Raw genomic sequence first — 22285 nt, forward strand, 5'->3', positions numbered from 1 at the left:
CCAAACGTAGCATGGGCAGACGCGCCCGACTGTGGCAGTCTGGCCGGTATTTTTCTTGCGGATCGGAAGGCAGCCATGGACAAGTTGCAAGCAATGGAAACCTTTGTGGCCGTGGTCGAGAGCGGCAGCTTCGTGGCCGCGGTGGATGTCACGGGCCTCTCCAAACCGGCGGTCTCGCGCCAGGTGTCGGAACTGGAACAGTTTCTCGGCATCCGCCTGCTTCATCGCACCACGCGACGGCTTTCGCTGACCGATGAAGGCCGCGTCTACTTCACTCGCTGCAAGGAATTGCTGGAATCGATTCAGGATGTGGAGAGCGAAGTCGGGCTCAATTCCGACCAGGCCTGTGGACGGCTGCGCATCGGCGCGCCGCAGGATTTTGGGGTGGAACAGCTGGCGCCGCTGTGGGGCAGGTTCACCGAGAGCAATCCCCTGATCACGCTCAACATCACCTTGTCGGATCGCACCATCGATCTGCTGGAAGAGGGATTCGACATGGTCATCCGCATCAGCGCCCTGGGTGACAGCCGCATGGTCGCGCGCCCGCTGGCGCCGGTGCGCATGATCGCCTGCGCCTCACCGGGCTTCCTGCAACGGCACGGCACACCGCAGACTCCGGCGGAGCTGCGTGACTTCCCTTTCATCTCCTACAGCTACCGCAATGGCGGCGACGAGTGGCATTTCAGGCATGAGCACGGCGACACCTGCCAGGTACGCGTGCGCTCCACCGTCTACGTCAACAACGGTGCCACCTGCCGTGCCATGGCCGTGGCCGGCCAAGGCATTGCGATTCAGCCGGACTTCATCGTCAATGCTGCCATCCGCTCCGGGGAACTGGTGGAGCTGTTCGAGGGCTGGAGCACCGGTGAGCAACTGATGGTGCATACGCTTTATCCCACCCGCACTCATCTGCCGCCCAAGGTGCAGCGCATGCGTGACTTCCTGGTGGAACAATTCAAGGTACCGCCGTGGTGCCCCCGACCTGCGGCGTAAATCATTTATTTCATTTTCAATGCGCAGTCCAGCGCAGGAACAAGGGCATCAGCACCGGCACCAGCACGGCGGTGAAGACACCATTGAGCCCCATCCCCAGTCCGGCGAATGCGCCCATTTCGGCACTGACCTGCAAGGCACGCGCGGTACCGATGCCATGCGAGGCCACGCCCAGGGCGAAGCCGCGCACGGGGTGGCTGTCGATGCGCAGGAAGTTGAGCACGTAGCGCGCCAGCACTGCGCCCAGGATACCGGTGCAGATGACCAGCACGGCGGTCAGTGAAGGCAGGCCGCCGAAGCGTTCCGAGATGGCCATGGCAATCGGTGTGGTGGCGGACTTGGGGGCCATGGAAATGACGATGTCACGCGAAGCCCCCATCGCATAGGCAATGCCGACTGCCGAGACCACGGCGGTCACCGACCCTGCCGCCAGTCCCAGCAAGAGCGGCAGCACCGCGCGGCGGAAATTGTGCCACTGCTTGTAGAGCGGCATGGCCAGCGCCACGGTGGCCGGGCCGAGCATGAAGTGGACGAATTGCGCGCCCTCGAAGTAGGTCTTGTAGGGTGTATGCGTGAGGGTGAGGATGCTGACCACGATGGCAATGGCGATCAACACCGGATTGGCCAGCGGGTTGTAGCCCAGGCGGCGGTAAACCCACAACGCGAACAGATAGGCCACCAGCGTGGTGGTCAACCCCAGCAGCGGCGAAGCCGCGAGATAGACCCAGACATCGGTCAGGCGAGCCAGGCCGTGCATCAGTTTTCCTCCCCATCGCCGGTTGCCTGCCGCGCGCTGGAGAAGCGCTTCATCGCGGCGTTGGTCACCAGCGCACCGACGGCGATGGCCAATACCGTACTCACCACCAGCGCCACCACGATGGCCGGCAGATCGCCCTTGAGCTGGCCGGCGGCGGCAATCACGCCGACCCCGGCGGGTACGAACAGCAGCGACAGATGCTGCAGGATGCCCCAGGAAGTGGGCTCCATCAGCTGCGCCAGACGCGGCGAAGAGAGAAAGGCGATCAGCAGCAGGAGCATGCCGATCACCGGACCGGGAATGGGCAGGCCCAGCAATTGCGCGGCGCCTTCGCCCAGGCATTGGAAGACCAGCAGGATGGCTAGGGGGGTGAGGTTCATGATGACTCGCTGAGAATATGGAGGCGAGATCATTATAAAAGCTCGACTGCAAATGCTGGCCAAGCAGCAGAGCCAGAGGCCTTCACCGTCCCTCCGATCAGCAACCGTGCTCAACAATGAGCAAGCAACTATTGCTATGTCCGAGTCTGATCCCGCAACCGATCCAAACGCAACCGCTGCCGCCCATCCGTCAATCGCCACATGGCCAGCGTCGCCGCACCAAAGGCAGCCAACCCACTGGCCCCGGCCAGGATGAACATGAGCAGGATCTGATATTTGGCGGCCGACAAGGCATCCATGCCGGCCAGCACCTGGCCCGTCATGATGCCCGGCAGGGTGATGATGCCCGCCGCCGACATCTGGTTGATGACCGGCAGCAAACCGCTGCGGATGGCCGCCATGCGCGGCGCACGCAGCGCTTGCTGACGGGTCTGACCCAATGCCAGCCGCGCTTCGATGATGGCCGCCGACTGGCGTGCCCCGGTGAGGAAGGCGTCCAGCGCGATGCTGGCCGAATTGAGGACGCTGCCCAGCACAATCCCCATCAGCGGGATGGCATAGCGCGGGTCGTACCAGGGATCAGGACGCAGCGCCGTGGACAAGGCCAATCCCACCGTCAGCAGGGAGGCCGTGCCCACCACGACGGCACTGATGCGCAGCCCGGCGCTGCCCGCCAGCGGCGTACGCGGACGGCTGGCGACTTCGCGTGCGGCGGCGGCGATCATCAGCAGCACCGCCACCGCCGTCAGCCAGGGCGATTGATGGCCGAGAATCCAGCGCAGCACCAGCCCCACCAGCAGCAGTTGCGCCACCATGCGCAGCGCCGCTACCAGCAGTGGACGGTGAATCTGCAAACCCAGCGCCAGCGACGCAATGGCGTTGACCAGCACCAGGATGGCCGACAGGGCCAGGTCGCCAGTGGACAATTCCAGGACGCTCATGCGCGCTCCCGCTTCATCACGCGCAGCACACCGCTGGCCAGACGCTGCGCCTGCTCTTGCGCATGCGTCACCAGCAGCAGCGCCATGCCCTGCTGCATGGCCTCCCGCAAGACGGCTTCCACCCGGGCCACGTTATCGGCATCGAGCGCACTGGTCGGTTCATCCAGCATGAGCACGGCGGGCCGCTGCAGCAAAGACCGGATCAGCGCGGCACGCTGGCGCTCACCGGTCGACAATTGCGTCAGATCGGCTTCGAGGCGACTGGCAGGCAAGTCCAGGCGCATCGCCAGCGTACAGGCGGCCTCGCGTTGCTGCGGCTGTAGATGCGCCATGACGCTGCTGTCCCACCACGCCGCCTCAGCCGCCTGATACAGCACCTGGCGCCGCCATTGGGGGGCCGGCATGGCACTGCGCGACCGGCCCTCCAGCCAGGCTTCGCCCTGCCCTTCGTCAAGATCGGCGATCAGGCGCAGCAGGCGCGTCTTGCCGACGCCGGATGCGCCTTCCACCGCCAGGCACTGGCCGGCCTGCACCGAAAAACTGAGCGGTGCCACAACGGCCGAACCAAGGTCTTGCACGCGCAGGCGCGGCACCGCGTGGTCCGACGCGCAAACCGCTGCGCCAGCAGAAGAACACGAAACGGAACGGACAGCAGCCATGACAAAGAAAAAGGAAAAGGAAAAGGAAGGAAAACCGGAGAGCCTGGCCTTCCGAAGGCAGACCATCCACGCCAGTGTGACACAAGCCCGCCCGGTCTCGCTATCGGGTGCATTGACGCTTTCTGCACCGAAGCTGACGTTTTCTGCACCATGTGCCTGTCGTCGGCCTTCTACCATGGGCGCTCCTCAACCTTCACTGGAGCGCTTTCATGCCCTTTCTCCGCAATTGCGTGGCCGCAGCGGCCCTGACGTTTTCTGCACTGTCGGCCCAGGCCGCCGATTTCACGGTCAGCAGCACCGACATCAAGGACGGCCAGATGCTGTCGATCTCGGAAGTCTTCAACGGCTTCGGCTGCATGGGCGCGAACCGCTCGCCGCAGTTGTCGTGGTCGGGCGCGCCGGCCGGCACCAAGAGTTTTGCCGTGACCGTCTATGATCCGGATGCGCCCACCGGCAGCGGCTGGTGGCACTGGACCGTGTTCAACCTGCCGGCCTCCACCACCAGCCTGCCGGGCGGTATCGGTGCCCAAGGCCGTGGCCTGCCCGCAGGGGCCATGCAGGGTCGCACCGATTTCGGCAGCAGCGGCTTCGGCGGCGCCTGCCCGCCGCAAGGCGACAAGCCGCACCGCTATCAATTCGTCATTTGGGCACTCAATACCGAAAAATTGCCACTGGACGCGCAAGCCAGCGGTGCTATGCTCGGCTTCTTCCTCAATGCCTCCGCCCTCGGCCAGGCCCGGCTGACCGCCTACTACGGACGTGATCTCCCGCATGCAAAGTGACATTGCCATCCTGCCCTTTACCCATGGTCCCCGCCCAGCGTTGACGCGCATCCGCGCCCGTCATGAACAGCAGTTGCGCCAGGTCTTCATCGGCCTGGCCAGCATCTGCCACGTGCGCCAGGGCAAAAAACGGCTGCAGTGGGGCCACCGCCATCTGGTGTGCGCACAAGATGTACTGGTGCTCATCGCTGCCGGTACCCGGGTCAATGTCGCCAACCTGCCCAAGGGCGGCGAGTATGCCGCGGACATGATCTCGCTGCCGCCGGCACTGATCGAGCGCTTCCGTCTGCACTATCCCGGCCAGGGCGTGCAGGCGCGCGATGTCAGCGCCGTCAGCAGCGTAGCGCAGGATGCCGACATCCTGCGCGCCTGGCGCCATCTGCAGGACTGCATCCGCGACGACGCCGCGAGCGAGCTGCAATGCCAGGCAGCCGAGGGGCTGTTGCTGGCTCTGAGCCTGCGCGGCGCCATCGGCGGCCTGCTGCGTGAGCGCGGCGACGCCATCAGCCACCATATCGAACAGGTCCTGCTGATGCTGCCTCCCGAGCAGCGTAGCCTGGAACGCGTGGCCGAGGCGTTTCACTGCAGCGTCTCGACCCTGCGACGGCGGCTGGCACGGGAGCAAACCGGCTTTCGGGAACTGCTGGACAAGGTGCAACTGGGACTGGCGCTGGACCAGTTGCAGGGCTCCTCCTTACCCATCGCCGATATCGCCTCGGCATGCGGCTACGACTCGCCATCGCGCTTCGCGATGCGCTTTCGGCAGCATTACGGACTCAGTCCCAGCCAATTGCGTCAGACCCTGCCCTGAATACGCCCCCGCGTCCGGTGGACCACGCGATGGAGACTGCATCCGATCGCGTGTATCCGATTGCGTGTATCCGACCTGCAGGCCACGCCAGAATGGGGCCCGCCGAAGGTTACAATGTCGCCTTCGCCCACTGCACACGCCTACTCATGACCGATCACCTGGAAATCTTTTACCGACTGCTCTTCGCCATGCTCATCGGTTGCGTCATCGGCATCGACCGCAACCTGCGCGGCAAGCCCACCGGCATGAAGACCCTGGGGCTGGTATCGCTGGGCTCGGCACTGGTGACGATGGCCGCCATGAATTTTGCGCTGGACGCCACGGCGGAAAACCGCGAAGCCGTCAGCCGCGCCATTCAGGGCGTGATCACCGGGATCGGCTTCCTCGGGGCCGGGGTCATCATCCATGAGCAGCGCAGCGAAAAGGTGCGCGGACTGACCACGGCGGCCTCGATCTGGGTCACGGCGGCGGTGGGCATCGTCTGCGGGGCCGGCTGGTGGCGCGTGGCGCTCATGGCTACCGGCCTGATCCTGGCCCTGTTCGTGGTGGGCCGCCCGCTGGAACACTTCCTGCACCGCCAATGGCTGCGCAAGAGCGATGTCGAGCGCGCCGACATCAGCGCCCGAGAAGAGGACTGATGCCGTCCCCCCGCATAAAGCATGTCCCTGCGGCAAGACCATCACCCAGTACCTGCACTGCCTCCGCCCATGGCCTCATGCACTGCCACGATGCACTGCACCACGAACGCGCAGGCCGCACCTGAATACATCATGCAATGATATATATCGGTGATGCTGGCGGCGCCCAATGCCGCGCTTCGACCCCACCCTTCCTCCCGCAAACCCTCTCGCGACGGCCCTCTCGGTCCAATCCCGCCGGCTGGCACGACCTTTGCTCAATGATGATCGGGATCAAGGACGATCCCCCAATCTGATGCCGATCTAACGATGGATCTGCAATGCACACGGACAATGGCGTCCGCTTGAAACGAGGCAAGGCCTCGGTTTTGAGCGGACGCCTTTTTGTTTTCAAGGGACCCGACATGAGCAAATCCAATCGTATCGCGCTGTTCTCCCTGGGCACGCCCCAGATGCGCGCCTTCCATCTGACCTGGATGGCTTTCTTCGTCTGCTTCTTCGCCTGGTTCGCCTGCGCGCCGCTGATGCCGGTCATCAAGGGGGAGCTCCACCTCACCCCCGGCCAGATCGCCAACATCAATATCGCGGCGGTGGCCGTGACCATTCTGGTGCGCCTGATCATCGGCCCCATGTGTGACCGCTTCGGGCCGCGCAAGACCTATACCGGCCTGCTCCTGGTCGGCGCGGTCCCCGTCATCGGCGTGGCCTTCGCGCAGAGCTACGAGAGCTTCCTCTTCTTCCGCCTGCTCATCGGTGCAGTGGGTGCCAGCTTCGTCATCACCCAATATCACACCTCGGTGATGTTCGCCCCCAACGTGGTCGGCACGGCCAATGCGGCCACGGCCGGCTGGGGCAATGCGGGCGGTGGCGTGGCGCAGGGCGTCATGCCCCTGCTGATGGCGGCCATGCTGATGCTGGGCGTCTCGCACAGCTGGGGCTGGCGCGCGGCACTGCTGGTGCCGGGCGTGCTGATGCTGGTAATGGCCGCACTCTACTGGCGCTTTACCCAGGACTGCCCGGAAGGCAACTATGACGATCTGCGCGCCGCCGGCGTGAGCATCGAAAGCGGCAAGCGCGGCGGCTGGGCCAGCTTCCGCGCGGCCGCTGCCAACTATCGGGTGTGGATGCTCTTCATCACCTACGGCGCCTGCTTCGGCGTGGAGATCTTCATCCACAACATCGCCGCCATCTACTACGTCGAACATTTCCAGCTCTCGCTGGAGTCGGCCGGCATCGCTGCGGCCAGCTTCGGCCTGCTGGCGCTGTTTGCCCGTGCCCTGGGCGGCTTCATCTCCGACAAGGTGGCCCTGCGTGGCGGTCTGAACCGCCGTGCCACCCTGCTCTTCGTGATGATGCTGGGTGAAGGTCTGGGACTGCTGTGGTTCGCCCATGCCGGCAGCGTGGTGGCGGCGATCATCGCCATGCTGTGCTTCGGACTGTTCACCCACATGGCCTGCGGCGCGACCTATGCGCTGGTACCTTTCATCGACCGCAAGGCGCTCGGTGGCGTGGCTGGCATCATCGGCGCTGGCGGCAACGTGGGGGCTGTGGCGGCGGGCTTCCTGATGAAGGGCCTGGGCAATACCCAGCAGACCCTGTCGATGCTGGGCGTGCTGGTGACCATCTCGGCCCTGTGCGCGGTGGCCATCCGCTTCACCGCCTCGGACAAGCACGGCGATGCCGTCCTGGCCGACAGCAAAGTTGCCGCCTGAGGAGATACGCCATGAACATCATCGTCATCGGCCACGGCATGGTCGGCCATAAATTCCTGGAATGCCTGGCCGAGAGCGGCGCGACCGATCTGAAGGTCACCATCCTCTGCGAAGAACCGCGCCCGGCCTACGACCGCGTACATCTCTCCGAATTCTTCGCCGGCAAGAGCGCAGAAGACCTGTCACTGGTCGCGCCCGGCTTCTTCGATGCAGGCCGCAGCCCGGTGCAGTTCGATCTCAAGCTCAATGCCAAGGCCCAGCACATCGACCTGGAACGCAAGCAGGTACTGGTCAACGTGGCTGGTGCAGAAGAGACCTTGTCCTATGACAAACTGGTACTGGCCACTGGCTCCTACCCCTTCGTGCCGACGGTGGCAGGCAACCAGCGCAAGGACTGCTTCGTCTATCGCACCATCGAAGACCTGGAAGCGATGCTGGAATGCGGCAACCGTTCGAAGAGCGGCGTGGTCATCGGCGGCGGCCTGCTGGGGCTGGAATGCGCCAAGGCCCTGCGCGACCTGAAGCTGGAAACGCACGTGGTCGAATTCGCCCCACGCCTCATGGCGGTGCAGGTCGACGAAAGCGGTGGCCGCATCCTGCGCCAGAAGATCGAGGAACTGGGTGTGACGGCCCATACGCAAAAGAACACGGTCGAGATCGTCGATGGCAAGCAGCACACCCATCGCATGAACTTCGAAGACGGCTCGCACCTGGAAACCGACATGATCGTCTTCTCCGCCGGCATCCGCCCGCGCGACGAACTGGCGCGCCAGGCCGGCCTGAAGGTGGGCGAGCGTGGCGGCATCGTCATCGACAACAGCTGCCTCACGTCCGACGCGGCCGTGTATGCCATCGGTGAATGTGCACTGTGGAACGGCAAGATCTTCGGCCTGGTCGCCCCCGGCTACGACATGGCCCGCACCGCCGCCAAACATCTGCTGTCGCACCGCGATGAAGCGATCGAAGTGCCCGTCTTCAACGGCGCCGACATGAGCACCAAATTGAAACTCATGGGCGTGGACGTGGCCAGCATTGGCGACGCCCACGGCAAGCAAGCCGGTAGCCGCTCGTATCAGTTCACCGATGAGCGCAAGCAGATCTACAAGAAGATCGTGGTCTCCGAATCCGGCAAGCATTTGCTGGGCGCGGTGATGGTGGGCGATGCCTCGGAATACGGCACGCTCTTGCAGATGATGCTCAACAAGATCGAGCTGCCGGAGTCGCCCGAATTCCTGATCCTGCCGCAATCGGACGGCAAGGCCAAGCCGGGCCTGGGCGTGGATGCACTGCCGGAATCGGCGCAGATCTGCTCCTGCAACAACGTCTCCAAGGGCCAGCTGTGCGCAGCTGTCGCCTCGGGCATCACCACTATCGGCGATCTGAAGGCTTGTACCAAGGCCGGCACCGCCTGCGGCGGCTGCGTGCCCCTGGTCACCCAGGTGATGAAGGCCGAGATGAAGAAACAGGGTCTGGCGGTCAACAACCACGTCTGCGAACACTTCCCCTACTCGCGCCAGGAAATCCATCACCTGGTGCGCGTGGGCCAGATCAAGAGCTTCGATGAACTGCTGACCAGGCATGGCAAGGGTCTGGGTTGCGATGTCTGCAAGCCGATGGTGGCCAATGTGCTGGCTTCGCTGTGGAACGACTTCGTGCTCAAGAAGGAACACGCGGGACTACAGGATTCCAACGACTACTTCCTCGGCAACATCCAGAAGGATGGCACTTACTCGGTGGTGCCGCGCATGGCGGGTGGCGAAGTCACGCCCGATGGTCTGATCGCGGTCGGCCAGATCGCCAAGAAATACGGCCTCTACACCAAGATCACCGGCGGGCAGCGCGTGGACCTGTTCGGTGCCCGCGTGGACCAGTTGCCGGACATCTGGGAAGAACTGATCGCTGCCGGCTTCGAGACCGGCCATGCCTACGGCAAGTCGCTGCGCACGGTGAAGTCCTGCGTCGGCTCGACCTGGTGCCGCTATGGCGTGGGTGACAGCGTGGGCTTCGCGGTGCGTCTGGAAAACCGCTACAAGGGACTGCGTTCGCCGCACAAGATCAAGTTCGGCGTCTCCGGCTGCACCCGTGAATGCGCCGAGGCACAAGGCAAGGACGTGGGCATCATCGCCACCGAGAGGGGCTGGAATCTCTACGTCTGCGGCAATGGCGGCATGAAACCGCGCCATGCCGAACTGATCGCCTCCGATCTGGATGAAGACACCCTGACACGTTATGTGGACCGTTTCCTGATGTTCTACGTGCGCACCGCTGACCGCCTGCAACGCACCAGCACCTGGCGCGAGAACCTGGAAGGCGGACTGGACTATCTCAAGAGCGTGGTCATCGATGACAAGCTGGGCATTGCCGCCGAACTGGAGAGCGAAATGCAGCGCGTGGTCGACACCTACCAGTGCGAATGGAAGAAGGCCGTCACCGATCCGGAAACGCGCAAGCGCTTCCGCCACTTCGTCAACAGCAAGGCGGCCGATGGCAACATCAAGTTCGTCGAGGAGCGCGGACAGATCCGTCCGGCCACGGTGGCCGAGAAGAAGCTGCTCGATATTCCCGTCGTCGCCGAGACCGTGTAAGAAGGAGCCCCGCATGCACAGCGACCAACAAATCAAGCAATGGACTCCGGTCTGCGAACTGGCCGAGATCGTCCCCAACACCGGTGTGGCCGCGCTGATCGGTGACCAGCAGGTGGCCATCTTCCATGTCATCGACCGCAGCCAGGGCCAGGCGCAACCGCGCGTCTTCGCCATCGGCAACTATGATCCCAATGCGCAGGCCGCCGTGCTCTCGCGCGGGCTGGTGGGCAATCTGGGCGAACGCATCGTGGTGGCCTCGCCCATCTACAAGCATCATTTTGACCTGACCACCGGCCAGTGCCTGGAAGAACCCGCCCACTCGGTGCCGGCCTGGCCGGCGCGCATCGATGGCGGCAAAGTCTGGATCGGTGGCTGAGATGGTGACCGCGGCCGACAACACGCAAGCCAGGCCCTCGCTGGTGGTGGTCGGCAATGGCATGGCCGGCATGCGCACGGTGGAGGAATTGTTGAAGCTGGCGCCGGACCTCTACGACATCACCGTCTTCGGCGCCGAGCCGCACGGCAACTACAACCGCATCATGCTCTCGCCGGTGCTGGCCGGTGACAAGAGCATCGATGACATCATGCTCAACCCGCGCGCCTGGTACGAGGACAACGGCATCACCCTGCATGCGGGCGATCCCGTCATCCAGATCGACCGCCGCCAGCGCACCGTCCACGCGCAATCTGGCCTCACGGTGAAATACGACCGCCTGCTGCTGGCGACCGGCTCCACGCCGTTCATCATTCCGGTGCCGGGCCATCAATTGCCGGGCGTGATCGCCTTCCGCGACATTCAGGACGTGGACATCATGCTGCAAGCGGCGCGCACGCACCGTCATGCGGTAGTGATCGGCGGCGGCCTGCTGGGACTGGAAGCGGCCAATGGCCTGATGCGCCAGGGCATGGACGTGACCGTGGTGCACGTCACCGATGCGCTGATGAACCAGCAACTGGACAAGCCCGCCGCCGCCCTGCTGAAGAAGGCACTGGAAGACAAGGGCCTGCGCTTCCTGCTCAATGCCCATACCGAAGAAATCGTCGGCCCGGATCGCGTGAGCGCAGTGCGTTTCAAGGATGGCAGCAGCATTCCCGCCGACCTGGTGGTGATGACAGCGGGCGTGCGCCCCAACATTGCGCTAGCCAAATCGGCAGGCTTGCACTGTGAACGCGCCATCATCGTCGACGATACCCTGCAAACCTATGACCCGCGCATCTATGCCGTGGGCGAATGCGTGCAGCACCGCAAGGCCACCTTCGGACTGGTAGCGCCGATCTGGGATCAGGCCCGTGTCTGTGGTGCACATCTGGCCGGGGCCGGTCATCGCCGCTATGTGCAGCAGGCCACGGCGACCAAGCTCAAGGTCACGGGGGTGGACCTCTATTCGGCGGGTGATTTCATCGGCGGTGAGGATACCGAAGACCTGGTGGTACGCGATCCGCGCCGCGGCATCTACAAGCGCCTGGTATTGCGCGGCTCGCGGCTGGTCGGCGCGGTGCTGTACGGCGATGTCAAGGATGGCCCGTGGTACTTCGACCTGATCCAGAGTGGCCGCGACATCAGCGCCTTCCGGCGCGAACTGCCCTTCGGACAGGCCATGTGCCAGCATGCGGCCTAGCCATCAGGCTACCGACGGCAATCAGTAACAAAGGATACCAATGAATCTTGCACAGACTCCGCTGGCCCTGGCCGTGGCCACCACCTCGACGACCTGCCCCTACTGCGGGGTGGGCTGCGGCGTGACGGCTGCGCTCAAGGACGATGGGCGCATCGGCGTGCAGGGCGACGTGCAGCATCCGGCCAACTTCGGCCGCCTCTGCGTGAAGGGATCGGCCCTGGCGGAAACGGTGGATCTGGATGGCCGCCTGCTGCATCCGCAAGTGCGCGATGCGCAAGGCGCATTGCAGCAGGTCTCCTGGGATCAGGCGCTGGAGCAGGTGGCGAGCAAGTTCTCAGCCGTCATCGCCGAACATGGTCCGGATGCGGTCGCACTGTATGTCTCGGGACAATTGCTGACCGAGGACTACTACATCGCCAACAAGCTCATGAAGGGCTACATCGGCAGCGCCAACATCGATACCAATTCGCGCCTGTGCATGTCCTCGGCGGTAGCCGGCCACAAGCGCGCCTTCGGTGAAGACCTGGTGCCGGTCTGCTATGAAGACCTGGAACTGGCCGACCTGATCGTGCTGGTCGGTTCCAATGCGGCGTGGTGCCATCCCATCCTCTTCCAGCGCATCGCCAGGCTCAAGGAAACCAGGCCGTCCATGCGCCTGATCGTGATCGACCCGCGCCGCACCGCGACCTGCGAGCTGGCGGACCTGCACCTGCCGGTCAAGGCAGGCACCGATGTGTGGCTCTTCAATGGCCTGATGAGCTATCTGGCCCATCGCGGCCTGCGTGACAACGCCTTCATCGCTGCGCATACGAACGGCTTTGACGAGGCACTGGCGGTAGCCGATGCCGACTGCGCCGATCCCGCCACGGTAGCGCGTCTGTGCAAGGTGGATCTGCAAGACCTGCTGGCCTTCTACGAAGCCTTTGCCGAGACCGAGAAAGTCGTCACCGGTTTTTCCATGGGCGTGAACCAGTCCTCGGTGGGCACCGACAAGGTCAACAGCATCATCAACTGCCACCTGGCCACGGGCCGCATCGGCAAGCCGGGCACGGGGCCGTTCTCCATCACCGGACAGCCCAATGCCATGGGCGGACGCGAGGTCGGTGGCCTGGCCAACATGCTGGCCGCACACATGGATCTGGATCAGCCCCTGCATCGCGAGATCGTGCAGGATTTCTGGCAATCCCCGCGCATCGCGGACAAGCCGGGCCTCAAGGCCGTGGACATGTTCCGCGCCATCGAGGAGGGTCACATCAAGGCGGTGTGGATCATGGCCACCAATCCGCTGGTGAGCCTGCCTGATGCCGACCTGGTGCAACGCGCGCTGCAGAAATGCGAGCTGGTGGTGTCTTCCGACGTCGTCATGCAGACCGATACCAATGCGCTGGCCCACGTGCTGCTGCCGGCACTGGCCTGGGGCGAGAAGGACGGCACGGTCACCAATTCCGAGCGCCGCATTTCAAGGCAGCGCGCTTTCCTCACCGCACCGGGTCAAGCCCGCGGTGACTGGCAGATCATCTGCGAGGTCGCACGACGCATGGGCTTTGCGGGATTTGATTTCGACGGCCCGCATGCGATCTTCGATGAACATGCGCGGCTCTCCGCCCATCGCAATGGCGAGACCGATGGCGGGCGTGCACGGCGTGTCTTCAACCTGTCCGGCCTGACCGGCATGGACAAGGCTGCGTATGACGCCATGGCACCGATCCAGTGGCCGGTGCAGCGTTTGTCCGATGGCAGCGTGAGCGGCACGGCGCGCGTCTTGCAGGATCATCGTTTCTCGCACGCCGATGGGCGTGCGCGTTTTGTACCGACCGCGCCGCGCGCGCCGGGGCATGCGCCCTGCGAGGATTACCCGCTGATCCTCAACACCGGTCGTGTGCGCGACCACTGGCATACCATGACGCGCACCGGCAAGTCGGCCACGCTGGCCAGCCATATTCCTGAATCCTTCATCGACATCCACCCGCAAGATGCGCTGCTGTATGGCGTGCGTGAAGGTGGCCTGGCGCGCATCAGCAGTCGCTGGGGCGCGATGGTGGCGCGCGTGCAGCATGGCGGCGGCATTCCGCGTGGCAATGTGTTCGTGCCCATCCACTGGAACGGGCAATCGGCCTCCGATGCGCGCGTGGGTGCGGTGGTCAATCCGGTGGTCGACCCGGTCTCGGGCGAACCGGAGTTCAAGCACACGCCGGTAGCAATCGAGGAATTCCGCGTGGGCTGGCATGGTTTCATTCTCACCCGCCATGCGCTGGACCTGGACGACATTACGCATTGGACGCGCGTACAGGGCCGCGACTTTGTGCGATATGAACTGGCCGGACGCAATCACATCAGCGACCACACGGCCTGGGCGCGCGCACTGCTGGGTGTGCAGGCCGATGATGCGGACTGGCTGGAGTATGAAGATTTGAGCGACGGCAGCTATCGCGCGGTCCACGTAGTGGAGGATCGCATCGACATGTGCCTGTTCATGTCGGCGCGACCTGACCTGCCCTCGCGCTCGTGGCTGGCGGGGCTCTTTGCCAAGGAGAAACTGGGAGAAGCGGACCGCGTCGGCCTGCTGGTAGGCCAGCCCATCGAGAAAGGTGCCGATACCGGACCGACCGTGTGTTCCTGCTTTGGCGTGGGACGCAACACCATCTGCAACGCCATCCGCGCGCAGGGCCTGAGCGAAGTGAGCCAGGTGACGGCCTGCCTGAAGGCGGGCGGCAATTGTGGCTCGTGCGTGCCGGAGATCAAGAAGCTGATGGTGGAGATCAAGGTAGTGGCCGAGGCCGAAGCACGGGAGCGTGAGACGGCGGCCTAGGGCCTGGCAGCGTGGATTACGATGTTTGTTGACCGTTTGCAAGGGATGCTGCTATTATCTCGCTTCTCGGAGTGTAGCGCAGCCCGGTAGCGCACCTGGTTTGGGACCAGGGGGTCCAAGGTTCGAATCCTTGTACTCCGACCACTCATCAAAAACGGGCTGTCGTGGACAGCCCGTTTTCTTTTCTGGATCGTTGACGGTAGCGCATTGGCGCGGCATCACACCGTCAGCCACGCCGAACTGCCCTTAGCTCAACTGGATAGAGCAATGGCCTTCTAAGCCATAGGTCGGGGGTTCGAGTCCCTCAGGGCAGGCCACATTTCCCGGCATTTTCATTGCAGCACACGCAACCGCGGCGCTCAGGATCAGTGGTGACCGCCTGATCTGTATCGACCATCAATGCAATGGCAGGCAATGACTGACCACCAGCCACCATTGTTCAGCGATCCCAAAGAAATGAGCTCGCTGATTCCGCATTGAAGAACAGCAAGACAAGAGGGACGCCACGCTGCGTCCCTCTTGTCTTCACCCATGCGCGTGCGCACCGACCAGCAGCATTTCACCGCTGCGCTCCGCGACTGGTGCCACGGCCACGGGCGTGGCTGCGGACACCATCTCAATGGGCTTGTCCCTTTCAGGATCAAGCTTGAACACCTGCACCGCCCCCGCCAACTGTACCGCCTGCTCCTGCAAGGACTGCGACGCCGCAGCCGCCTGCTCCACCAGCGCCGCATTCTGTTGCGTCGCCTGATCCATCAATCCGATGGCCTGATTGACCTGGACGATGCCGTCACTCTGTTCGGCACTGGCGGCCGTGATCTCGCCCACGATATCGGCCACGCGATGCACACTGCCCACGACCTGCTGCATCGTCGCACCCGCCTGCGCCACCAGACGGCTACCGCTTTCCACCTTGCCGACCGAATCATCGATGAGCTCCTTGATCTCACGGGCCGCCGCTGCCGAGCGCTGCGCCAGTGAGCGCACCTCGGAGGCGACCACCGCAAAACCGCGCCCCTGCTCGCCTGCGCGCGCCGCCTCCACGGCAGCATTCAGGGCAAGGATATTGGTCTGGAAAGCGATACCGTCAATCACGCTGATGATGTCAACGATCTTCAGGGACGAGGCATTGATCTCTTCCATCGTCTTGACCACCTCCTGTACCGCCTGACCACCCTCGCTGGCCACACCGGAGGCAGAAATCGCCAGCGCATTGGCCTGCTGGGCGTTATCGGCATTCTGGCGCACGGCAGCGGTGAGCTGTTCCATGGCCGAAGCGGTCTCTTCAATGGACCCGGCCTGGGATTCAGTGCGGCTGGACAGATCCAGATTGCCAGCCGCGATTTCTGCCGTGGCTGTGCCAATGGTATTGGCGCTATTGCGCACATTGCTCACGATGCGCACCAGACTGTCGGTCATCTGCTGGATGGCCTGCATCAACTGGCCGACCTCATCATTGGCGCGATGACGGATGCGGGTGCTGAGATCACCCGTGGCAATGGCGCGCGCAGTCAGGATGGCTTCACCCAGCGAGGTGGAAATGGCGCGCGAAATCAGCTGCCCCACCAGCGCCACCACCACACACACGAACAGGCTCATCAGCACGGCCTGGTAGATCGCCGAACGCAAACTGTTCTGGGCCGTCTGCACACCCTGCTGGCCGAGCTGCTCGTTGTGGCGGCGATGTGCAGCCAGCGCGTTGATGAGCTTGGTACCGGGCGGAACCACGTAGTGCTCCACGGCCGCCAGCGCTTCCTCGTTCTTGCCTTCGGCACCCAGCGCGATGACCCGCTGTCGGTTCTTCTCATACTCGGCAAAGGCATCACGGTCTGCCTGCAGCAACTGCCGGTCGGTGGCATCGGAGAGGACGTCCTTCTCGTAACGATCAAAGGTGGCAAGGACCTGGTCACGCAGCGTGCTCATGGATTTTTCCAGCTGGAGACGGGCGGCGGCATCGGTCGCGGCGGCATAGCGCCAGATGCCGACACGGATACCGAAAATCGCCTCGCTGGCCTCGCCCAGTACCAGCAGACTGGGCACGGTGTTGACCGAAGAATAGCTGGCCGCATCGGCAATGCGATTGCTGTGATAGATGCTCAAACCGGTGACGCCGGCCAGGCCCAGAACGACGGCGAGCAGAAGCAGACGGATTTTATTGGCAATGGTCATGATCAGGTTTCCTGCGCTCGATGTGGACGCGCATCAGGTGGATGGACTGAAATGGGTTGGGTTGACGCCAAAAAATTATATGTCCGCAAAAAATATGGAAAATCCACATGTGCCCGCATCTTGATGCGAATCATGATTGCTGCCTGGAAAACGACGCTGGATCAAACGAACGTAAAAACTAAGTTGCATCCTCCGCAAAAGCGCGTATAAGTGGACTCATTCAATAAAAAGAATTAGTAAATCCGGCAAAAGAAAATAGTCCCCGCAAGCTCAATTCAGCCAGTGAGTTCAATGGATCGAACCAGGGAGAAAGAAAGTACAGCCGGAAGAAAGGCAAGGAAAACTAAGTTTTTCGACATGCCTTTGGCGTACGCGGAAAAGAAAACAGCGGAGCCATCCTGCGCTCCGCTGATTCAGAAGACGATGAATCTGCTGCTATGCGCCCTGCCGATAAATATCCGGACGCGAGATATGCCACACGAAGTCACCGCGATTGATGGCCTCGAAACCACAGCTGGCATATAGCCACGGTGCGGTAGAAGTGGTCAGCATGACCCGACGCAGTTTCTGCAGGGTCGGATGCTGGTTCACCGATTCGATCATCCAGCGCCCCAGACCCTGGCCGCGCAAGTCGCCGACGACGAAGACGTCGCACAGGTAGCCGAAGGTGGCATGGTCGGTCACCACGCGGGCAAAACCGATCTGCTGCTTGCCGCGATAAAGACCGAAGCAAAGGCTGTTGGCCAAGGCGGTACGCACGGTGTTGAGGTCGATGCCGGGGGACCAGCTCGAATGGGTCAGTACGTCGTGGATGAGAGGGATGTCCAGCCGGTCGGGATCGGTGTCGATGAGGAAATCATCGCGCCGCCAGATCAGGTGATGGCTCATGGTCGTTCCTTGCTTGATGGCTTGTTGTCGTAAAAAGTTTGCCCTGGTGCATGTTGCCTGTTACTGCGAAAACAATTTAGAACGTTTCTCCTCTTCCGGAATGGGCACGCCAACCCGCCCTGGCGAGCTGCTGCAGCGCGTGCTGACGGGCTTGACGACGGATCTGCGACAGTGCAAAAAATCGCCCGATTTATCTTTTCCGTGGATGAGATTCGTTCCGTGGCCGTTCATGATGCCACAGCCGCCCCCGCCTTGCGCAAGGCTTTCCATCGGGCAAGAGCGTCTGACTGACGCTTTCGGCTGAAACATTGCTTGCACTTCCGTTACACCTTGTCGACTCAAGCTGGCAGACCATGAATTCACTTCGGTGCGACGGCAGCGACCACGATCACCCGTATGGCTCCCGCGCACGCCATTGGCAAGGAGAACGACATGAACAAGATATCCCTGGCCTGGGCTACCTGCCTGGTCTTTTCGCTGGTCTCGGGCCTGCCCGTGCAGGCGCAGACGGCCTATGCGCCACCTGCACCGGTCTATACCCAGCAGCAGCTGGACCAGATGCTGGCACCGGTGGCGCTCTACCCGGATTCCCTGCTGGCCCAGGTCCTGATGGCCTCGACCTATCCGCTGGAGGTGGTGCAGGCCCAGCGCTTCGTGGAAGCCCGACCTGGCCTGCAAGGCGATGGGCTGGCCCGCGCCGTGGCCCCCATGCCCTGGGACCCGAGCGTGAAGGCGCTGGTGCAGTTTCCCTCGGTGCTGGCCATGCTCAATGACCGCCTGGACTGGACCCAGCAACTGGGCCAGGCCTTCCTCGGCCAGCAAGCCCCCGTGATGGATACGGTGCAGAACCTGCGCGAGCGTGCCCGCATTGCCGGCACGCTCGAATCCAGCCCGCAGCAGCGCGTGGTGGTGCAGGATGAGATGATCGAGATCGTGCCGGTCAATCCGCAGGTGGTCTACGTGCCCTACTACAACCCGACCGTGGTCTATGGCAGCTGGTGGTGGCCCTCGGCCCCGCCAGTGGTGTGGGCACCGCCGCCGCGCTATCGGCCGCCCAGCTATGAACCGGGCTTCTCGGCCAGCATCAGCTTCGGGGTGGGCATCGGCGTGATGCGTGCCGTCTTCGGTGAGGCGCGGCCGGACTGGCGCCAGCGCCAGGTACTGGTGACGCAGACCCGCATCAACAACGTCACCAACGTCAACAACACCAACATCATCCATCAACGCTATGTCAACAATGTCACCGTCAACCGCAACGTGACGATGAACCAGCGCCCGGTGGTATGGCACCACGATCCACGCTATGCCGGTGGGCGCTATGCCCAGCCATCCGCGCCCGCCGTGGCACCGCCGCCGGGACACCATGCACCGGCTGTGCGGCCACTGCCGGTGGTCGACAACGTGCAGCAGCGCCTGGCCCAGCAAGACCAGTTCCGCCAGCGCCAGGCCGTCGAGCAGCAACGCCAGCGCGAACAACAGGCCAATGACCAGCAACGCCAGCGTGAGCAGATGATCCGCGATCAGCAACACCAGCGCGAGCAGCAAGCCCAAGAGCAGCGCCAACGGCAACAGGCCGAGCAACGGCAGTGGCAGCAGCACCAGCAAGGTCAGCAGCAGAGACAGCAACAGCGCGAGCAGCAGATGCGCGAGCAGCAGATGCGCCAGCAGCAGATGATGAACCAGCAGCAGATGATGAACCAGCAGCGCGAGCAGCAGCATCGCCAGATGGAGCAGGCCCGGCAGCAGCAACAGCAACAACATGAGGTCGCGCAACGTGAGCAGCACCAGCAGCAGACGCGGCAGCATGAAGCCCATCCGCGCCGTGACGACCGGCGCGACGAGCGCTCCTGATCTGGTCACAACGCCGCCCGCCCGGCCCTGAGCAGCCCGCCGCCCGCACGTTGCCCATCAGCAAACATGCGGGCAAGCGGGCCGCTTCAGTTATAATCTCGGGTTTTCCAGAGCTGTCGGAACAGGGCGTGCGGCGCCTCCTTGCCAAAGGAACAGTGCGCGCAGCCCGAGGCCATGCGGGTTGGATCGTCCAGCCGCGCCGGGGGCCGTGTTCCGCCCGGCTCCCACCCCGACCGATCCGCCATGCAAGAACCCAGCAACGAACTCCCCGACGTCGCCGCCACCGCTCCTGAGGCCGCTGACGCAGATAACGCCAGCGCGCCTGGCGCCACCACCAAGGTCTCTTCCGACCTGATCGCGCGCGAAGTCAAGCGCCGCCGCACCTTCGGCATCATCTCCCACCCCGACGCCGGCAAAACCACGCTGACCGAAAAGCTGCTGCTGTTCTCGGGCGCGATCCAGCTGGCCGGTACCGTGAAGGCCCGCAAGAGCGGTCGCCACGCCACTTCCGACTGGATGGAAATCGAAAAGCAGCGCGGCATTTCGGTAGCCAGTTCGGTGATGCAGTTCGAGTACCGCGACCACGTGGTCAACCTGCTCGACACCCCCGGCCACCAGGACTTCTCGGAAGATACCTATCGCGTGCTCACCGCCGTGGACTCGGCGCTGATGGTGATCGATGCCGCCAAGGGCGTGGAAGAGCAGACCATCAAGCTGTTGAACGTCTGCCGCATGCGCAATACGCCCATCATCACCTTCATGAACAAGCTGGACCGCGAAACCCGCGATTCGCTGGAGCTGTTGGATGAGCTGGAATCGGTGCTGAAGATCCAGTGCGCGCCGGTGACCTGGCCGATCGGCATGGGCAAGAATTTCCGTGGCGTGTATCACCTGCTGCGTGACGAGATCATGCTGTTCAAGGCCGGTGAAGAACGCGCCAACGGCAACGTGGAAATCATCAAGGGCATCGACAATCCCAAGCTGGCCGAGATGTTCCCGCTGGAAATCGAACAGCTCAAGATGGAAGTGGAACTGGTGCATGGCGCCTCCCACCCCTTCAACCTGGAGGACTTTCTGGCCGGAGTGCAGACCCCGGTCTTCTTCGGCTCGGCCATCAACAACTTCGGCGTGCGCGAGATCCTCGATGCGCTGCTGGACTGGGCACCGGGTCCGGGCGGACGCGATGCCACCGTGCGCGAGGTCAAGCCGACCGAGGAGCCGTTCTCCGGTTTCGTCTTCAAGATCCAGGCCAACATGGACCCGGCCCATCGCGACCGCATCGCCTTCCTGCGCGTGTGCTCGGGTCGCTTCGAGCGCGGCATGAAATTGAAGCACCTGCGCCTGAACCGCGACATCAAGGTGTCTTCGGTGGTGACCTTCATGGCCTCCAGCCGCGAACAGGTGGAAGAAGCCTATGCCGGCGACATCATCGGCCTGCCCAACCACGGCAACATGCAGATCGGCGACAGCTTCTCCGAAGGCGAGATGCTGCAGTTCACCGGCATCCCCTACTTCGCCCCGGACTTCTTCCGCGTGGCACGCATCCGCAATCCGCTCAAGATCAAGCAGTTGCACAAAGGCCTGCAGCAGCTCGGCGAAGAAGGCGCGGTGCAGGTCTTCAAGCCGGTGACTGGCAGCGACCTGATCCTGGGCGCGGTCGGCGTGCTGCAGTTCGAAGTGGTAGCCAGCCGCCTGCTGAATGAATATGGCGTGGATGCGGTGTTTGAAGGCACCAGCATCAGCAGCGCCCGCTGGATCAGCTGCGATGACAAGAAGAAACTGGCCGACTTCGAGAAGTCCTCGGCCGGCGCCAACCTGGCCATCGATGCGGCCGGTAACATGGCCTACCTGGCCAGCTCGGGCGTGAACCTGCGCCTGACCCAGGAACGCTGGCCGGAGATCACTTTCCATGCGACCCGTGAGCACGCGGCCAAGCTGGATTGACCAGGCGTTGAGCGCATCGACCGGCCCGCGCCGGTCATGAAATGAAAATCGCCCGACAGGCGCAAACCTGTCGGGCGATTTTCTTATGCCTTGCTGATGGGGAATTACTTGGCGTTCTTGAACGCTTCCACACCGGCCAGGATTTCAGCACGGGCAGCGTCCGGGCCTTCCCAGCCCTCGACCTTGACCCACTTGCCCTTTTCCAGATCCTTGTAGTGTTCGAAGAAGTGCTTGATCTGGTTCAGACGCAGTTCGTTCAAATCTTCCGGCTTTTGCCAGTGGGTGTAGATCGGCAGGATCTTGTCGACGGGCACGGCCAGCAGCTTGGCGTCGATGCCCGATTCATCGGCCATCTTCAGCACGCCGATGGGGCGGCAGCGCACCACCACGCCCGGGATCAGCGGGAACGGGGTGATCACCAGCACGTCGACCGGGTCGCCGTCTTGCGACAACGTCTGGGGAATGTAGCCGTAGTTGCACGGATAGTGCATGGCAGTGCCCATGAAACGGTCGACGAAGATGGCGCCGGTGTCCTTGTCCACTTCGTACTTGATCGGATCGGCGTTCATCGGGATTTCGATGATCACGTTGAAGTCATTGGGCAGGTCGCGGCCAGCGGGGACGTTGTTCAGGCTCATGGGATTCTCACTAGGGAAAGAAACGAAAAGCGGTTTTCGGGTCGCCACCGCCTGAGCTTAATGCTCGATGCAATAAGCATTAAGCTGGGCTTAATGCTCAAACCAGGCC

At 63.2% G+C, this 22285-nt stretch carries 18 protein-coding genes and 2 tRNA genes; 13 read left to right on the forward strand and 7 right to left on the reverse strand.

What is annotated here, in order from left to right; all coding sequences use genetic code 11:
* Nucleotides 1-75: 75 nt before the first annotated feature.
* Nucleotides 76-993 carry a LysR family transcriptional regulator gene (locus tag GWL_RS10820; RefSeq protein WP_008329788.1) on the forward strand — a complete coding sequence of 306 codons (918 nt, stop codon included), beginning with the start codon at nucleotides 76-78 and terminating at the stop codon, nucleotides 991-993.
* Between the two features lie 16 nt (nucleotides 994-1009).
* Here GWL_RS10820 and GWL_RS10825 read toward each other — a convergent pair whose 3' ends face one another.
* From GWL_RS10825 to GWL_RS10840, 4 genes are all read right to left on the reverse strand, one after another.
* Complete coding sequence (locus GWL_RS10825) at nucleotides 1010-1750, reverse strand: LrgB family protein (RefSeq protein ID WP_008329790.1); 741 nt, start codon at nucleotides 1748-1750, stop codon at nucleotides 1010-1012.
* Nucleotides 1750-2130 (reverse strand): CidA/LrgA family protein, encoded by a 381-nt coding sequence (locus GWL_RS10830; RefSeq protein WP_008329791.1) that lies wholly within the window; start codon nucleotides 2128-2130, stop codon nucleotides 1750-1752. Before GWL_RS10830 ends, GWL_RS10825 begins: the two co-directional genes overlap by 1 nt.
* 134 nt (nucleotides 2131-2264) lie before the next feature.
* Complete coding sequence (locus GWL_RS10835; RefSeq protein ID WP_008329792.1) at nucleotides 2265-3071, reverse strand: ABC transporter permease; 807 nt, start codon at nucleotides 3069-3071, stop codon at nucleotides 2265-2267.
* The gene (locus GWL_RS10840; RefSeq protein WP_034350674.1) at nucleotides 3068-3649 is read right to left on the reverse strand and encodes an ATP-binding cassette domain-containing protein; all 582 of its coding nucleotides are present in this window, start codon (nucleotides 3647-3649) and stop codon (nucleotides 3068-3070) included. Before GWL_RS10840 ends, GWL_RS10835 begins: the two co-directional genes overlap by 4 nt.
* A 290-nt stretch (nucleotides 3650-3939) precedes the next feature.
* Between GWL_RS10840 and GWL_RS10845 the strand changes: the two genes are divergently transcribed.
* The 10 genes from GWL_RS10845 to GWL_RS10890 all read left to right on the forward strand — a co-directional run bounded on the left by GWL_RS10845 (nucleotide 3940) and on the right by GWL_RS10890 (nucleotide 15003).
* Nucleotides 3940-4512, forward strand: a complete 573-nt coding sequence (locus GWL_RS10845) for a kinase inhibitor (RefSeq protein WP_008329794.1) — start codon at nucleotides 3940-3942, stop codon at nucleotides 4510-4512.
* Nucleotides 4513-5044: 532 nt separating this feature from the next.
* Complete coding sequence (locus GWL_RS24105; protein ID WP_369770128.1) at nucleotides 5045-5323, forward strand: helix-turn-helix transcriptional regulator; 279 nt, start codon at nucleotides 5045-5047, stop codon at nucleotides 5321-5323.
* Between the two features lie 146 nt (nucleotides 5324-5469).
* Nucleotides 5470-5961: an MgtC/SapB family protein gene (locus GWL_RS10855; RefSeq protein ID WP_008329796.1), complete on the forward strand. Its 492-nt coding sequence runs from the start codon at nucleotides 5470-5472 to the stop codon at nucleotides 5959-5961.
* A 404-nt stretch (nucleotides 5962-6365) separates the two neighbouring features.
* On the forward strand, nucleotides 6366-7673 hold the full coding sequence (locus tag GWL_RS10860; protein WP_008329799.1) for an MFS transporter: 1308 nt from the start codon (nucleotides 6366-6368) through the stop codon (nucleotides 7671-7673).
* An 11-nt stretch (nucleotides 7674-7684) separates the two neighbouring features.
* On the forward strand, nucleotides 7685-10258 hold the full coding sequence (gene nirB, locus GWL_RS10865; RefSeq protein WP_008329801.1) for a nitrite reductase large subunit NirB: 2574 nt from the start codon (nucleotides 7685-7687) through the stop codon (nucleotides 10256-10258).
* Between the two features lie 13 nt (nucleotides 10259-10271).
* Entirely contained in the window at nucleotides 10272-10634 is a 363-nt protein-coding gene (nirD, locus tag GWL_RS10870; RefSeq protein ID WP_008329803.1) for a nitrite reductase small subunit NirD, read from the forward strand.
* 1 nt (nucleotide 10635) lies between these two features.
* Entirely contained in the window at nucleotides 10636-11877 is a 1242-nt protein-coding gene (locus tag GWL_RS10875) for an NAD(P)/FAD-dependent oxidoreductase (RefSeq protein ID WP_008329804.1), read from the forward strand.
* A 40-nt stretch (nucleotides 11878-11917) separates the two neighbouring features.
* Nucleotides 11918-14686 carry a nitrate reductase gene (locus GWL_RS10880; RefSeq protein WP_008329805.1) on the forward strand — a complete coding sequence of 923 codons (2769 nt, stop codon included), beginning with the start codon at nucleotides 11918-11920 and terminating at the stop codon, nucleotides 14684-14686.
* 67 nt (nucleotides 14687-14753) lie between these two features.
* Nucleotides 14754-14830 (forward strand) — tRNA-Pro (locus tag GWL_RS10885).
* Between the two features lie 96 nt (nucleotides 14831-14926).
* Nucleotides 14927-15003, forward strand: a tRNA-Arg gene (locus GWL_RS10890).
* A 208-nt stretch (nucleotides 15004-15211) separates the two neighbouring features.
* On the opposite strand, the gene GWL_RS10895 is transcribed toward GWL_RS10890, so the two are convergent.
* Together GWL_RS10895 and GWL_RS10900 are read right to left on the reverse strand one after the other, a co-directional pair.
* On the reverse strand, nucleotides 15212-16855 hold the full coding sequence (locus GWL_RS10895; RefSeq protein WP_008329811.1) for a methyl-accepting chemotaxis protein: 1644 nt from the start codon (nucleotides 16853-16855) through the stop codon (nucleotides 15212-15214).
* A 435-nt stretch (nucleotides 16856-17290) separates the two neighbouring features.
* Nucleotides 17291-17743, reverse strand: a complete 453-nt coding sequence (locus tag GWL_RS10900) for a GNAT family N-acetyltransferase (RefSeq protein ID WP_008329813.1) — start codon at nucleotides 17741-17743, stop codon at nucleotides 17291-17293.
* 432 nt (nucleotides 17744-18175) lie between these two features.
* Between GWL_RS10900 and GWL_RS10905 the strand changes: the two genes are divergently transcribed.
* A complete protein-coding gene (locus tag GWL_RS10905) occupies nucleotides 18176-19594 on the forward strand; it encodes a DUF3300 domain-containing protein (RefSeq protein ID WP_008329815.1) in 1419 nt (472 codons plus the stop codon).
* 243 nt (nucleotides 19595-19837) lie between these two features.
* Entirely contained in the window at nucleotides 19838-21538 is a 1701-nt protein-coding gene (locus GWL_RS10910) for a peptide chain release factor 3 (RefSeq protein ID WP_008329817.1), read from the forward strand.
* Nucleotides 21539-21642: 104 nt separating this feature from the next.
* Here the strand turns inward: GWL_RS10910 and ppa are convergent, their stop codons facing one another.
* Nucleotides 21643-22176 carry an inorganic diphosphatase gene (ppa, locus tag GWL_RS10915; RefSeq protein ID WP_006463345.1) on the reverse strand — a complete coding sequence of 178 codons (534 nt, stop codon included), beginning with the start codon at nucleotides 22174-22176 and terminating at the stop codon, nucleotides 21643-21645.
* Nucleotides 22177-22285: the final 109 nt, after the last annotated feature.

The sequence above is a fragment of the Herbaspirillum sp. GW103 genome (assembly GCF_000261365.1).
Taxonomy (GTDB): domain Bacteria; phylum Pseudomonadota; class Gammaproteobacteria; order Burkholderiales; family Burkholderiaceae_D; genus Herbaspirillum.

Coding starts and splice junctions, on each gene's coding strand:
- GWL_RS10880 (WP_008329805.1), top strand. CDS start 11,918: ATGAATCTTGCACAGACTCCGCTGGCCCTGGCCGTGGCCACCACCTCG.
- nirB (WP_008329801.1), top strand. CDS start 7,685: ATGAACATCATCGTCATCGGCCACGGCATGGTCGGCCATAAATTCCTG.
- GWL_RS10875 (WP_008329804.1), top strand. CDS start 10,636: ATGGTGACCGCGGCCGACAACACGCAAGCCAGGCCCTCGCTGGTGGTG.
- ppa (WP_006463345.1), bottom strand. CDS start 22,176: ATGAGCCTGAACAACGTCCCCGCTGGCCGCGACCTGCCCAATGACTTC.
- GWL_RS10820 (WP_008329788.1), top strand. CDS start 76: ATGGACAAGTTGCAAGCAATGGAAACCTTTGTGGCCGTGGTCGAGAGC.
- GWL_RS10900 (WP_008329813.1), bottom strand. CDS start 17,743: ATGAGCCATCACCTGATCTGGCGGCGCGATGATTTCCTCATCGACACC.
- GWL_RS10895 (WP_008329811.1), bottom strand. CDS start 16,855: ATGACCATTGCCAATAAAATCCGTCTGCTTCTGCTCGCCGTCGTTCTG.
- GWL_RS24105 (WP_369770128.1), top strand. CDS start 5,045: ATGCTGCCTCCCGAGCAGCGTAGCCTGGAACGCGTGGCCGAGGCGTTT.
- GWL_RS10830 (WP_008329791.1), bottom strand. CDS start 2,130: ATGAACCTCACCCCCCTAGCCATCCTGCTGGTCTTCCAATGCCTGGGC.
- nirD (WP_008329803.1), top strand. CDS start 10,272: ATGCACAGCGACCAACAAATCAAGCAATGGACTCCGGTCTGCGAACTG.
- GWL_RS10910 (WP_008329817.1), top strand. CDS start 19,838: ATGCAAGAACCCAGCAACGAACTCCCCGACGTCGCCGCCACCGCTCCT.
- GWL_RS10845 (WP_008329794.1), top strand. CDS start 3,940: ATGCCCTTTCTCCGCAATTGCGTGGCCGCAGCGGCCCTGACGTTTTCT.
- GWL_RS10825 (WP_008329790.1), bottom strand. CDS start 1,750: ATGCACGGCCTGGCTCGCCTGACCGATGTCTGGGTCTATCTCGCGGCT.
- GWL_RS10855 (WP_008329796.1), top strand. CDS start 5,470: ATGACCGATCACCTGGAAATCTTTTACCGACTGCTCTTCGCCATGCTC.
- GWL_RS10835 (WP_008329792.1), bottom strand. CDS start 3,071: ATGAGCGTCCTGGAATTGTCCACTGGCGACCTGGCCCTGTCGGCCATC.
- GWL_RS10905 (WP_008329815.1), top strand. CDS start 18,176: ATGAACAAGATATCCCTGGCCTGGGCTACCTGCCTGGTCTTTTCGCTG.
- GWL_RS10860 (WP_008329799.1), top strand. CDS start 6,366: ATGAGCAAATCCAATCGTATCGCGCTGTTCTCCCTGGGCACGCCCCAG.